Origin of the sequence: Lysobacter capsici (genome assembly GCF_018732085.1) — a bacterium.
GTDB classification, from domain to species: Bacteria; Pseudomonadota; Gammaproteobacteria; order Xanthomonadales; family Xanthomonadaceae; genus Lysobacter; species Lysobacter capsici_A.
The window spans coordinates 4,782,198-4,794,618 of the sequence record NZ_CP076103.1; the positions used below are offsets into that span (position 1 = coordinate 4,782,198).

The 12,421-nt window shown below is 69.3% G+C and carries 13 protein-coding genes; 1 reads left to right on the plus strand and 12 read right to left on the minus strand.

Annotation, left to right across the window (positions count from 1 at the left end):
- Nucleotides 1–5: 5 nt before the first annotated feature.
- Nucleotides 6–716, plus strand: a complete 711-nt coding sequence (locus KME82_RS19890; RefSeq protein WP_215495546.1) for a YceH family protein — start codon at nucleotides 6–8, stop codon at nucleotides 714–716.
- 533 nt (nucleotides 717–1,249) lie between these two features.
- Here KME82_RS19890 and KME82_RS19895 read toward each other — a convergent pair.
- From KME82_RS19895 to KME82_RS19950, 12 genes are all read right to left on the minus strand, one after another.
- Complete coding sequence (locus tag KME82_RS19895; RefSeq protein WP_215495547.1) at nucleotides 1,250–2,263, minus strand: AraC family transcriptional regulator; 1,014 nt, start codon at nucleotides 2,261–2,263, stop codon at nucleotides 1,250–1,252.
- A 117-nt stretch (nucleotides 2,264–2,380) separates the two neighbouring features.
- Nucleotides 2,381–3,124 (minus strand): adenosylcobinamide-GDP ribazoletransferase, encoded by a 744-nt coding sequence (locus KME82_RS19900; RefSeq protein ID WP_215499144.1) that lies wholly within the window; start codon nucleotides 3,122–3,124, stop codon nucleotides 2,381–2,383.
- On the minus strand, nucleotides 3,121–3,762 hold the full coding sequence (locus KME82_RS19905) for a histidine phosphatase family protein (protein ID WP_215495548.1): 642 nt from the start codon (nucleotides 3,760–3,762) through the stop codon (nucleotides 3,121–3,123). The genes KME82_RS19900 and KME82_RS19905 overlap by 4 nt, the downstream gene beginning before the upstream one ends.
- A 60-nt stretch (nucleotides 3,763–3,822) precedes the next feature.
- Nucleotides 3,823–4,917, minus strand: coding sequence for a nicotinate-nucleotide--dimethylbenzimidazole phosphoribosyltransferase (gene cobT, locus KME82_RS19910; protein WP_430538743.1), 1,095 nt, complete (start codon nucleotides 4,915–4,917; stop codon nucleotides 3,823–3,825).
- Nucleotides 4,918–4,952: 35 nt separating this feature from the next.
- On the minus strand, nucleotides 4,953–5,471 hold the full coding sequence (gene cobU / locus KME82_RS19915; RefSeq protein ID WP_215495549.1) for a bifunctional adenosylcobinamide kinase/adenosylcobinamide-phosphate guanylyltransferase: 519 nt from the start codon (nucleotides 5,469–5,471) through the stop codon (nucleotides 4,953–4,955).
- A complete protein-coding gene (locus KME82_RS19920) occupies nucleotides 5,459–6,946 on the minus strand; it encodes a cobyric acid synthase (RefSeq protein ID WP_215495550.1) in 1,488 nt (495 codons plus the stop codon). Before KME82_RS19920 ends, cobU begins: the two co-directional genes overlap by 13 nt.
- On the minus strand, nucleotides 6,943–7,941 hold the full coding sequence (gene cobD, locus KME82_RS19925; RefSeq protein WP_215495551.1) for a threonine-phosphate decarboxylase CobD: 999 nt from the start codon (nucleotides 7,939–7,941) through the stop codon (nucleotides 6,943–6,945). Before cobD ends, KME82_RS19920 begins: the two co-directional genes overlap by 4 nt.
- A gap of 191 nt (nucleotides 7,942–8,132) precedes the next feature.
- Complete coding sequence (gene cbiB / locus KME82_RS19930) at nucleotides 8,133–9,071, minus strand: adenosylcobinamide-phosphate synthase CbiB (protein ID WP_215495552.1); 939 nt, start codon at nucleotides 9,069–9,071, stop codon at nucleotides 8,133–8,135.
- Nucleotides 9,068–10,387 (minus strand): cobyrinate a,c-diamide synthase, encoded by a 1,320-nt coding sequence (locus tag KME82_RS19935; RefSeq protein WP_430538857.1) that lies wholly within the window; start codon nucleotides 10,385–10,387, stop codon nucleotides 9,068–9,070. The genes cbiB and KME82_RS19935 overlap by 4 nt, the downstream gene beginning before the upstream one ends.
- A 71-nt stretch (nucleotides 10,388–10,458) precedes the next feature.
- Complete coding sequence (gene cobO / locus KME82_RS19940; RefSeq protein ID WP_215495554.1) at nucleotides 10,459–11,100, minus strand: cob(I)yrinic acid a,c-diamide adenosyltransferase; 642 nt, start codon at nucleotides 11,098–11,100, stop codon at nucleotides 10,459–10,461.
- The gene (locus tag KME82_RS19945; RefSeq protein WP_430538744.1) at nucleotides 11,097–11,705 is read right to left on the minus strand and encodes a hypothetical protein; all 609 of its coding nucleotides are present in this window, start codon (nucleotides 11,703–11,705) and stop codon (nucleotides 11,097–11,099) included. Before KME82_RS19945 ends, cobO begins: the two co-directional genes overlap by 4 nt.
- 70 nt (nucleotides 11,706–11,775) lie before the next feature.
- On the minus strand, nucleotides 11,776–12,366 hold the full coding sequence (locus KME82_RS19950; protein WP_215495556.1) for a hypothetical protein: 591 nt from the start codon (nucleotides 12,364–12,366) through the stop codon (nucleotides 11,776–11,778).
- Between the last annotated feature and the right edge of the window lie 55 nt (nucleotides 12,367–12,421).

The following is a 12,421-nucleotide window of genomic DNA, read 5'->3' on the forward strand; positions in this document are numbered from 1 at the left end:
CGACCATGAGCGACATCGACCCGTCCAGCAGCGAACCGTCCGGCTCCCACGACGCGCCCGACAGCACGCCTGAAAATACCGCGCCGCAACTCAATGCGGTCGAGGCGCGGGTCATCGGCTGCCTGATCGAAAAGGAAGCGACCACGCCCGACGTGTACCCGCTGACCTTGAACGCCATCGTCACCGCCTGCAATCAGAAGACCTCGCGCGAACCGATGATGCAGCTCGAGCCCGGCGAGGTCGCCAACGCGCTGCGCCGGCTGGAGCCACGCGGCTGGATCAAGTCGCAGCATCACTCGCGCGCGGAGCGTTACGCGCACCGCGCCACCACCGCGCTCGACGTGACCCGGCCACAGGCCATCGTGATCGCGCTGCTGATGCTGCGCGGTCCACAGACCGTGAACGAACTGCTGTCGCGCAGCGAACGCATGGCCAAGTTCGATTCGGTCGGCGACGTGCAGTACGCGCTGGAGCGGCTGGCCCAGCATCAGCCGCCGCTGGTGCGCCTGCTCGGGCGCCAGCCCGGGCAGCGCGAGGATCGCTACGGCCATCTGCTCAGCGGCGAGCCGGTGTGGAACGGCAGCGTGTCCTCGTCCGGCGACGATGGCGGTTCGGGCGGCGGATCGCAGGCGCAGTCGGCGCTGGCCGAGCGGTTGGCGGCGTTGGAAGCGAAGGTCGCGGAACTGGAAGCGCGGCTGGAAGCGGCCGGGGCCTGAGTTCGTTCGCGGCTCACCGGGGCCGCGAACCGCGATGCTTTCGGGTGGGAGTGCGGCGCCCGATCGAACGGCGTCGGGGTGCAAGCCCCTCCCACAACAAACCTCTCGGCTGTCTATTTGGTCCGGCGAAGCTCAATCGAGAATCGAGCGGATCGCTCGCACTCGCACCCGAAATAACCGCTCACTGCGCTGCATCGAGGTCTTTTGTGGGAGGGGCTTGAGCCCCGACGCTGTTCGCTCCGGCGCGGTGATCTGAAAGAAAAGCGTCGGGGTTGAAACCCCTCCCACAACAAACCTCTCGGCGGTCGTCTTGCCTGGCGGAATTCGAGCGGAACGGAGTGCGGCGCACGCACCTGGAATGACCGCTCACCGCATTGCCGCGAGGTTTTTTGTGGGAGGGGTTTCAACCCCGACGCTTTTCTTTCAGATCACCGCGCCGGAGCGAACAGCGTCGGGGCTCAAGCCCCTCCCACAAAAAACTTCGGAGCCGCGTCGCGGGCGACGGCAAAAGCAAAGGCAACGCCAGCGAACGCTCAGCCTTGCAGCGGCAAATAGATGTCGGTGCGCAGCAGCGCCTCCGGCACTTCATCGGGATCGTCGAGGTATTCGTGGTGCAGCGGCGCATCGCGCAGGGTTTCGCCGCTGCCGGGCAACCAGTGCGCCAGCAGCGCGTCGGTCAACGCCTCCAGTCCGTCGAAGGCGCCGACATGGCGGATGCGCGCGTAGCGGCCGCCGCCCAATCGCGTCGTGCCCAGGCCGCTGTCCGGTTCGATTCGGAACGGCCGGCCCAGCGCGAGCATGCAGTCGAACACGCAGGCCTGCGGCGGCACGTCGCGGCGATCGTCGACCGGCACGCCGTACAGCCCGTTCAAGGCATCCAGCAAACCGTGTTCGGCGGCCCAGCCGAACAGACGACCGTAGCCCTGGTTCTGCTCGGGATACGCACCGGTCACGCGCAGCGTCACCACCTGGAACGGATCGACGCTGACCACTTCGACCCGCAACGGCGGCGACGGCTCGATACCCGAATCCGGTGGCAGCGACAGGCGATCTATCTCGCGCCACAAACGCTCGGGTTCGGCGCGCAGCTCGCTCGGCGTGCCGCCCACGCCCTGGCGAAACGCACGGGTGAAGGCCTGCGGGGTCTGATAGCCGACCGCCAATGCGGCGTCGGTGACGCTGCGATCGGCGCTGGCGAGCAGGCGCAGGCCTTGCAGCAGACGCAGCCGGGCCACGGTCTGGCCGGTGGTCTCGCCGGTCATCGCGCGGTACACGCGATGGAAATGGAACGGCGAGAACGACGCCGCTTCGGCCAGGCGCGCGAGTTCGGGCGGGTCTTCGCCGCGCGCGATGGATTGTTCAATCAGCGCCACCGCGCGTTCGATGCGGCGCTGATGCGCGTCGCGGGTGCCGGCCTTGAGCGCGGGGCCGGCGCGATCGGGCGCGAGTTCGTGGGCGCCATCATCGGCGGCAGGCGCGGCGCTTTCGCCGGCGGCGGCAACGGCCGCCGCCGCGGCTCGAACAGGATGATCCTTGACGGGAGGCATGCGCTCGTTCCTTGCGGGTGAGTGATGGGTCGAGGCTCAGATTCGCAGACCGCCGACGCGGCGGCGGTTCCTATCTTGCGCTTTCGCGATCCGCCCTCGCCCGTCCGATCCGGGGCCTCAGTACGACAAGGCCAGCGCGACCAGCACCGCCGCCTCGATCAGTTCGGTCAACGCGCCGCAGGCATCGCCGGTCATGCCCTGCAGACGACGCAAGCAGGCGCGGCGCCAGACCGCGAACACCACCGCCGCGACCGCGACCGCCAGCACGCCGCGCCAACCAGCCAAGGCGCAGCCGCCGACTGCGATCGCGACCGCGACCCAGCACGCCGCGCGCGGCGCATCCGCCAGCGCCTGGCCGAGACCGCCGCTGCGCACGTACGGCAGCATCAGGAACGCCAGAGTCAAACCGGTGCGCGCCAGCAACGGCGCGAGCAGCAGCGCGGCCCAGGCCGGCGCGGGCAGGCTCGCCAACGCCGCGAATTTCAGCAGCAGCGCCAACACCACCGCGACCACGCCGAGCGGCCCGCTGCGCGGATCTTTCATGATCTCGAGCGTGCGTTCGCGGCTTGCGGCCGGATCGGCGCGCATGCCGCCGACCCAGGCATCGGCGCTGTCGGCCAGCCCGTCCAGGTGCAGGGCGCCGGTCAGCGCGACCCACGCCGTCAGCAGCAGCGCCGCCGACATCAACGGCGGTCGCGTCTGCAACGACCACGCCAACGCGCACAGCACGCCGCCGATCAGCAATCCGACCGCGGGATACCAGACCAGCGAACGCGACTGCGCGCGCGGCTGTTCGAACACCCGCGCCGGCACCGGAATCCGGGTCAGAAAACCGATCGCGGCGAGCAACGCCTGCATCAGCCGTCGACCGGATCGGCCCGTGCCGGATCGTGGCGGACGTCACCGGCCCGCGCCGGATCGACCGCGTCGCGCGCCGGTTTCGGCGGCCACGGCAAGGCATGCAGCGAGGCATGCGCGACATCGATGTTGAGCAGGTCGGTGTAGCGCCGGCCCGCGGCGAGACAACGCAGCAGGCGGATCACGCCGCCGTGGGTCACCACCAGCACGCGCCGCCCCGGGTAATCGCGCAGCAAGTCGCCGACCGCGCCGGTCAGGCGAGTGGCGAAATCGACGAAGCGCTCCGCGCCCGGCGGCGGATGCGCGACCGGATCGGCCCAGAACCGCGCCAGCGCTTCGCCTTCGTTGGCGGCGATGGCGTCGACCGTGCGTCCTTGCCAATCGCCGAAATGGTATTCGCGCAGCGCCGGTTCCAGCGCGAGCGGCAGGCCGCGCGACTGCGCGAGTTCCTGCGCGAACGCCGCGCAACGCTGCAGCGGCGAGCTGACGATCGCATCCCACTCGCGCCCGAGCACGGCGTCGCGCATCTGCCGCCAGCCCAGTTCGAGCAAGGTGTCGTCGAGCTGGCCGCGGTAGCTGCGATGGCCGGTGTCGCCGTGCCGCAGCAGATCGATCTGGGTGGTGGTGGTGGACGAACTCATCGCAGCTCCTTTCCTTGTGCGCGATCGATGGCGATGCGAGGTGTCATCGCGGGAGCCACATCATGCCTGTTGCGCGGCGGATTCGGACACGCCGGCCTGGGCGAAGGTCGCCATGCCGTTGTGCAGCGCGCAGGCCAGGCGCAGCAGCGGCACCGCCATCGCCGCGCCGCTGGCCTCGCCCAGGCGCATGCCCAGATCGAGCAACGGCCGCGCCCGCAGGGCCTCCAGCACCGCCGCATGGCCGCGTTCGTGCGAGCGATGCGCGTACAGCAGCCATTCGCCGCAGCCCGGATTGAGCCGCTGCGCGGCCAACGCCGCGACGCTGGCGATGAAACCATCGACCAAGATCGGCAAACCGGCCTGGGCCGCGGCCACGTACGCGCCGGTCAACGCCGCGATCTCGAAACCGCCGAGCCGGCACAGCCGTTCCCAATCGCTGTCGGCCTGCGCATGCAATGCCAACGCGCGTTCGATCACCGCGATCTTGTGGGCGATGCCGCCCGCGTCCAGGCCGGTGCCGGCCCCGGTGAGATCCGACGGCGAACGCCGCAACAAGGCACTGGCCAGCGCCGCCGCCGAGGTGGTGTTGGCGATGCCCATCTCGCCGCCGATGAACAACTGCGCGCCGGCATCGAGCGCGGCGCGCACGCTGGCCGCGCCGGCGCCGAGCGCGGCGTGCAACTGCGCCTGGCTCATCGCCGGGCCTTCGCAGAAATTGCGCGTACTCGCCGCGATCACCGCCCGATGCACGCCGGCCACCGCGCCGGGGTCGTTGACCGTGCCGAGGTTGACGACGTCCAGGCTCGCATCGAGCGCGCGCGCGAGCACCGCGATCGCCGCGCCGCCGCCGGCGAAGTTGCGCAGCATCTCGCCGGTCACCGCCTGCGGAAACGCCGACACGCCTTCGGCCGCGACGCCGTGGTCGGCGGCGAACACGCTGATCCAGACCCGTTCCATCGTCGGCGTGGGCGTGTGCTGCAGACCGGCCAAGGTCACCGCGAGGTCTTCCAGCACGCCGAGCGATCCCGGCGGCTTGGTCAGCTGCGCCTGACGCGCGCGCGCCTGCGCTTGCAACTGCGCATCGGGCCGCTTGCACGGGCGCAGCCACCACGCGTCCGCAGTGGAGGCCGGATCGGTCGATACTGTGTCGTTCACTGCTTGGCTCCCGTGCGATTCGTTGCGTCCCGCGCTCACAGCGCAGGACCTTTCAATACCAGCGGCAAGCCCGCGGCGACGAACACCACCTGCTCGCACATCGCGCCCAGCGCCTGATGCAGGCGCCCGGCTTCGTCGACATAGCGCCGGGTCAATTCGCCCATCGGCACCACGCCGAGGCCGACTTCGTTGCTGACGAGCAGCACCGTCCCGTCCAATCCGGGCAAGGTCGCGAGCAAGGCGTCGCGTTCGCGCTCGAATGCATCGCCATCCCGATCGCCCAGCAGATTACTCAGCCACAGGGTCAAGCAATCCACCAACACGCAGCGTCCTGGCGCAGCATGCGCGCGCAAGGTCGCAGCCAACGCGACCGGCTCCTCGATGCAGCCCCAGTGAGCCGGCCGCCGCGCGCGATGATGGGCGATGCGCTCGCCCATCTCGGCATCGCGCGCCTGCGCGGTGGCGATGTAGACCACGTCCGCGAACGGCGCGGCCAGGCGTTCGGCCAAGGCGCTCTTGCCCGAGCGCGCGCCGCCGAGAATCAAGCTGTGCATACCGCCTCCAATCCGAACAGGGCTTCGAGCCGCGCGATATCCAGATGCGCCTGCACCGCGTCGGCGAGACGATCGATCGCGGCCTCGCGCAGGCCGCGCAGATCCAGCGGCTGCGCCTGGGTCAATCCGGCCCAGCGCAACAACGCCGCCAAGGCCTCGGGTTCGTCGAACAGGCCATGCACATAACTGCCGAGGATGCGGCCGTCGGCGGAGATCGCGCCGTCGGCGCGGCCGTCGTCGAAACGCAGGCACGGCCGTTGCAACGCGGCGCCGGTGCTGACGCCGCAGTGGATTTCGTAGCCACTCACGCTAGCGTTGTCGAGGTTCAGCCGACCTCGCACATTGCGCAGCTGTTTTTCTGGCTCAAGCACCGTGTCCAGCTCAAGCCAGCCCAGGCCGTCGTCGCTGCCGGGCTCGCCTTCGATGCCGAGCGGGTCGCTGATGCGTTGGCCGAGCATCTGCAGGCCGCCGCAGATCCCGATCACCTTGCCGCCGTAGCGCAGATGGCGCGCGATCGCCGTCGCCCAGCCGTTGCGCCGCAGCCACTGCAGATCGGCGCGGGTCGACTTGGACCCCGGCAGCACGATCAGGTCGCACGGCGGCGGAGTTTCGCCCGGACCTACGAACCAGCAGTCGACCTGCGGATGCGCGCGCAGCGCATCGAAATCGTTGTGGTTGCTGATCCGCGGCAGCGCCGGCACCGCCACCCGCAGGCGTTCGCCCGCCGCGGCATTCGCGTTGCCCGCACGCTCGCGCGGCAACGCGTCCTCGGCCTCCAGATGCAGGCCGTGCAGGTACGGCAACACCCCGATCACCGGCTTGCCGGTCTCGCGCTCCAGCCAGTCCAGGCCCGGTTGCAGCAGGGCGATATCGCCGCGAAAACGATTGATGACGAAACCGGCGACGCGCGCGCGTTCGCTGTCCGACAGCAGGGCCAGCGTTCCGACCAGATGCGCGAACACGCCGCCGCGGTCGATGTCGGCGATCAACAGCACCGGGCAGTCGACCGCTTCGGCATAGCCCATGTTGGCGATATCGTTGGCGCGCAGGTTGATCTCGGCCGGGCTGCCGGCGCCTTCGACCACGACCGCAGCGAAGCCCTCGATCAAGCGCCGATGCGATTGCAGCACCGCGTCCATCGCCACGCGCTTGTAGTCGTGATACCCGCGCGCGTCCATGTTGGCGACCGCGCGGCCGTGCAGGATCACCTGCGCGCCGGTGTCGCTGTTGGGCTTGAGCAACACCGGATTGAAATCGGTATGCGGCGCCAGCCCGGCCGCCTGCGCCTGCACCGCCTGGGCGCGGCCGATCTCGCCGCCGTCGGCGGTCACCGCCGAATTGAGCGCCATGTTCTGCGGCTTGAACGGCGCCACCGCGACCCCGCGCCGATGCAGCCAGCGGCACAGCGCGGTGACCAGCGCGCTCTTGCCGGCATCGGAGGTGCAGCCCTGGACCATCATCACGCGCGCCGTCATGACTGCGTCCTCTCGTGCATGACCTCGGCCAGGGCCGCGTCGAGTCGCTGCCATTGATCTTCTCCGCCCGGCAGGCCGAAACGCAGGCTGCGCGGCTCATCGAAGTAACGAGTGAACACGCCGCGGCGGGCCAGCGCTTCGTGCAGCGCCAGCGCCTTGTCGTCGCGATGCCATTGGAAGAACGCGCAACCGCCGCTCGGAGTCAGGCGATGCGCGGTCAGCAATGACGCCAGCCGTTCGCCGTTCGTCAGCAATTGCGCGCGCATCGCGGCGTGCCAGTCGCGATCGGCCAGCGCGTGCCGCAGCGCATGCCGGGTCGGGCCGGTCACGGTCCATGGGCCAAGCCGTTCGCGCAGCGCCTGCAGCAACACCTCGTTCGCGCAGACGAAACCGGCGCGCGCACCGGCCAGGCCGAAGAACTTGCCGACCGACCGCAACACGATCAACCCGTCGCGCGCGCTGTCGCCGCACAGGCTGCGTTCGGGTGTGGCGTCCATGAAGGCTTCGTCGATCAGCAGCCAGCCGCCGCGCGCGGCCAGCCGCGCGTGCAGGTCGAGCAAGGCCGCGCGTTCGAAGCGTTCGCCGCCCGGGTTGTTGGGATGGATCAGCACGATCACGTCGAAATCGTCGGCCTGCGCGAACAACTCCGCGGCGCCGCGCAGCTCGACGCGATGGCCGCAGCGCCGCCACGCCTGCGCATGTTCGGCATACCCCGGCGCGAGCACGCCGACCCTCGAAGCCGCGCGGAGTTCCGGCAGCGCCTGGATCGCCGCCTGCGAACCGGCGACCGGCCACAACGATGCGGCGCCGTAGTAGACGCGGGCGATCTCGATCAATCCGTCGTCGTCTTCCGGCAGGCGATGCCAGGCACGCGCGGGAATCTCCGGCGCCGGCCAGGCCACCGGGTTGATGCCGGTGGACAGGTCGAGCCAATCCTGCACGGCGATGCCGTACTGCCGTGCCGCGCGCAACAGGCGGCCGCCGTGTTCAAGCATTGCGATAGGTTCCCTGCGAATGTCGCGAAGTCTTTTGTGGGAGGGGGTTCAACCCCGACGCTGTTCGCTGCGCCGCGGCGATCCGACCGAAAAGCGTCGGGCCTGAAAGACCCTCCCACAAAAGACCTCCGGCTTCAGCCAGAAAAAATGCACTGAGTCCGATCGCCCCGCTCATCCCGTCGGCCTGCGTTTCATACATGCGCATACACCCACCCCGCCCAGGCCACCGCAAGAAACGCCAACACCCAGATCGCCACACCGCGCTTCACCAGACTCAACGCACGCCAAATCGAATCCGCGCTCGGCGCATCGCCCTCGCCGAGCAGCGGCCGCGGTTCCCATACGCCGTGATACGGCGCCGCGCCGCCCAGCCGGACCCGCAGTGCGCCCGCGCCGGCGGCCATCACCGGTCCTGCGTTCGGGCTGTCCCAGTGCCGCGCCTGGGTGCGCCAGCAACGCCACGCGGTCGCGGTGTCGCCGAGCGCGGCATAGGTCAGCGCAGTCAAACGCGCGGGAATCAGGTTGAGCGCATCGTCGATCCGCGCCGCGGCCCAGCCGAAACGTTCATAACGTGGCGTGCGATAGCCCCACATCGCGTCCAGGGTGTTGGCGAGCCGATACGCGACCGCACCGGCCGGTCCTAGCACGGCGAACCAGAACAACGCGGCGAACACTGCGTCGCTGCCGTTTTCGAGCACCGATTCGGTCGCCGCCGCGGCGACGCGTTCGCCGTCGAGCGCATCGACATCGCGGCTGACGATGCGTCCAACCGCCGCGCGCGCGCCGGCCAGATCGCCGGCCTGCAACGCCGTCGCCACCGGCGCGGCGTGTTCGTCCAGGCTGCGCAGGCCGATCGCCAGATACAAAACGAATGCAGCGTATGCCGCGCCCAGCCAGAACGAATACTCGAACAGGCTGCGTTGCAGCCACCACGCGGCCGCGCTCAACGGCACCACCGCGAGCAACCACGCCATCACTCCGCGACTGCGGCTGTCGGCGTGCAAGGCGCTTTCGAGCGCACGCGCGAAACGGCCGAAACCGACCAGCGGATGCAGCCGCCGCGGCTCGCCGAGCCAAGCGTCCAACACCACGCCGCACAGCATCGTGGCCGACAGCGACGCGGTGTTCATGGCAGGAGCAAGCGCGCGGCGGCCTGCGGGTTCGACGGAAAGTAGAAGTGGACGAAGCTGGCGCTCAGGCGCCGGTCGCGATACAGCGCTTCGCGGCTGGGCCCGCCGTTGGGATTGCTCGATTGCGCGATCGCCGTGGCCTGAATCTGCGCCTGGGCATAGTGGAAGGTATGCCCGCGCAGGATGCCCTCGGGCAATTCCACCGATTGCAGGCCCAGCGCGGCCATGCGCGGCTGGATCTGCGCATGTCCGCGCAACAGGCCGGCCATCGCGCCGGAGTTGCCGTCACGGTCGCTCAGCGTATCGAGCGCGTACAACAGGCCGCCGCACTCGGCGAGGATCGGCTTGCCGGCATCGCGATGCACATGCAGCGCCTCGCGCAAGGCCGCATTGGCCGACAACGCCGGCAGATGCAGTTCGGGATAGCCGCCGGGCAACCAGACCGCGTCGCAGTCGGGCAGGCTGTCGCCGGCCAGCGGCGAGAACGCGATGCACTCGGCGCCCGCCTCGATCAGCAGTTGCAGATTGGCGGGGTAGACGAAACAGAACGCGGCATCGCGGGCGATCGCGATGCGCCGGCCCTGCAGCAGCGGCGGCACGTGGACCGGCTCACTCGCCGTGAATTCCACCGGCGGCGGCAATTCGGCATCGGCATGCGCGGCCCAGGCATCGGCGAGCGCATCCAGGCGCGCATCGATATCGCCCAACTCGCCCGCAGCGACCAGCCCCAGATGGCGCTCGGGCAAGGCCAGCGCCGGATCGCGCGGCAACGCGCCGAGCCAACGCAGATCGGCCGGCAGACTCTCGCGCAGCAACTGCGCGTGATACGCGCTGCCGATGCGATTGGCGGCGACGCCGTAGACCGTCAAGCCTTCGCGATAACGCGCCAGGCCGGTGGCGAGCGCGCCGAAGGTCTGCGCCATCGCCGACCCGTCGATCACCGCGAGCACCGGCACGCCCAGCGCCTGGGCCAGATCGGCGCTCGAGGGATTGCCATCGAACAAGCCCATCACCCCTTCGATCAGGATCAGATCGGCCTCGCGCGCCGCCGTATGCAGGCGCGCGCGCACGTCGGCTTCGCCGCACATCCACAGATCGAGCTGCTGCACGACGTGACCGCTGGCGCGTTCGAGCACCATCGGATCGAGAAAGTCCGGCCCGGTCTTGAACACCCGCACGCGCCGCCCCTGCCGCGCATGCCAGCGCGCGACCGCCGCGGTGACGCTGGTCTTGCCTTGGCCGGAGGCGGGAGCGGACACGAGCAGGGCCGGGCAGCTGGCGCTGCCCTCGGGAATCGGGAATGGGGAATGGGGAATCGCAGGAGCAACAAGCTCCGACGTATCCGCTTTTACGATTCCCGATTCCCCATTCCCGATTCCCGCCCCCATCACAACTCAATCCCCTTCTGCGCCTTGATCCCCGCCTTGAACGCATGCTTGACCACGCGCATGTCGGTCACGGTATCGGCCGCTTCGATCAGCGCATCGGGCGCGCCGCGTCCGGTGATGACCACGTGCTGTTGCGGCGGCCGCGCCGCGACCGCGGCGAGCACGTCGTCCAGCGCGATGTAGCGATGCGCCAGGGCGATGTTCAACTCGTCGAGCAGGACGAAGTCGTAGCCCGGATCGGCCAGCATGCGCGCGGCGATCGCCCAGGCCGCCTGCGCGGCGCGGATGTCGCGCTCCTTGTCCTGGGTTTCCCAGGTGAAGCCCTCGCCCATCACGTGATAGTCCAGTTCCTCGAAACGGCGGAAGAACGCTTCCTCGCCGGTCGAGAAACTGCCCTTGATGAACTGCACCACGCCGCACTGAAAGCCGTGGCCCAACGAGCGCGCGAGCATGCCGAAGCCGGACGAACTCTTGCCCTTGCCGTTGCCGGTGTTGACCACCAGCACGCCGCGCTCGATGGTCGCGCGCGCGATCTTGCGATCGATCAGTTCCTTCTTGCGCTGCATGCGTTCGCGATGGCGTTCGTCGCTGGTCGCGGCATAGCCTGCGCGATCTTTCGTGTCTTCGCTGCCGACGCTCATGCGGCCGCTCCGCTGCGTTGGCGGATAGAGGCGAAACGGAACGCCGCATAGACCAGGAAACCGGCGCCGACGTAACCGGCCAGGGTGCCGAGCGTGCGCGGGTAATACTGTGGAATGCGATCGATGAAACCCGCCAACGATGCGTCGGGATAACGGCCCGACAGGAAGTAGAACCCGCCTTTCGAGATCAGGTAGGCCACCACCGACGTCGCCAGCAGCACCAACACCAGGCGCGGCACGGTGCTCCAGTGATCGCGATGCAGCCGCGCGTAATAGCGTCCGCCCAGCCACAGCGCGCCGTAGGCGAAGGCCAGCGCCCAGTACGCCGGCGACAGGCACCAGTCGGTGACCCGGCCCAAGGCCAGGCTCGCCAGGTCCAGCAACGACGACAGCACGAACAAGGCCGGAAAGGTCCAGCCCGGCCGCAGCAGCGCGCCGGCCAGGAAGAACACCGCCCACGACGCGCTCGGCAAGGCATCGACGCTGGCGAAATGCTGGCCGCGGGTGCAGATCATCAGCACCGCCAGGGCGAGGCCGGCGGCGGCCTGGACCGGACGCGAACGCAGCGGCAATCCGGTGGAAGCAACGGGATCGATCGTCGACATCATGAGACTCCGTGAAGATCGGTTTCGAACAACCACGCCGCGAACGACGAGGTGAATGCATCCGGCGCGATCACGCCCCGGCGAGCGGCCGCGCCTCGCGAAGCCGCGCATAACGCGCGATCAGCGCATGGGCAAGGAAGCCCGCGGCGACATAACCCAGCGTGGTGCGCACGAACAACGGCCCCCACTTCCACACCCGCTCGATGTACTCGGCGAAATGCGGCTGCGGGTAGCGCCCACCCCACCAATAAAACGCGCCGTTGGAAATCAGGAACGACACGCTGGCCGCCAGCAAGGCCACCCCAAGCCCGCCGAGCAAGGCGCGCGGACGCGCCGCCATGTGCGGCGCATACATCCGGCCCGCGTACCACAGCACCGCATAGGCCAGCAGCAGGAACGCGTACGACGGCGTCACGCAGTAATGCTGGAAGAAGCTCAGTCCGCGCCCGGTGATCGCGATGTAGTCGATCGCCACCGCCGCGAGCAGATAAGCGACGAACGCCGCGTGCCGGCGCAAATACAGGCCACCGAGAAAGAACACCGCCATCGAGGCGTCGGGCAGATGCAGCGCATCGCCGAAATGATGGAAACGGGTGGCGAGCATCAGCGTCAGCAAGGCCGCGAACAGGCCGTATTGCGCGGGTCGGGACGAAACATTCATCGGCGGCTCTCTCGTTGCGAACCGGCCGCGCGGGCGGCCGGCGGGGGGCTGATCC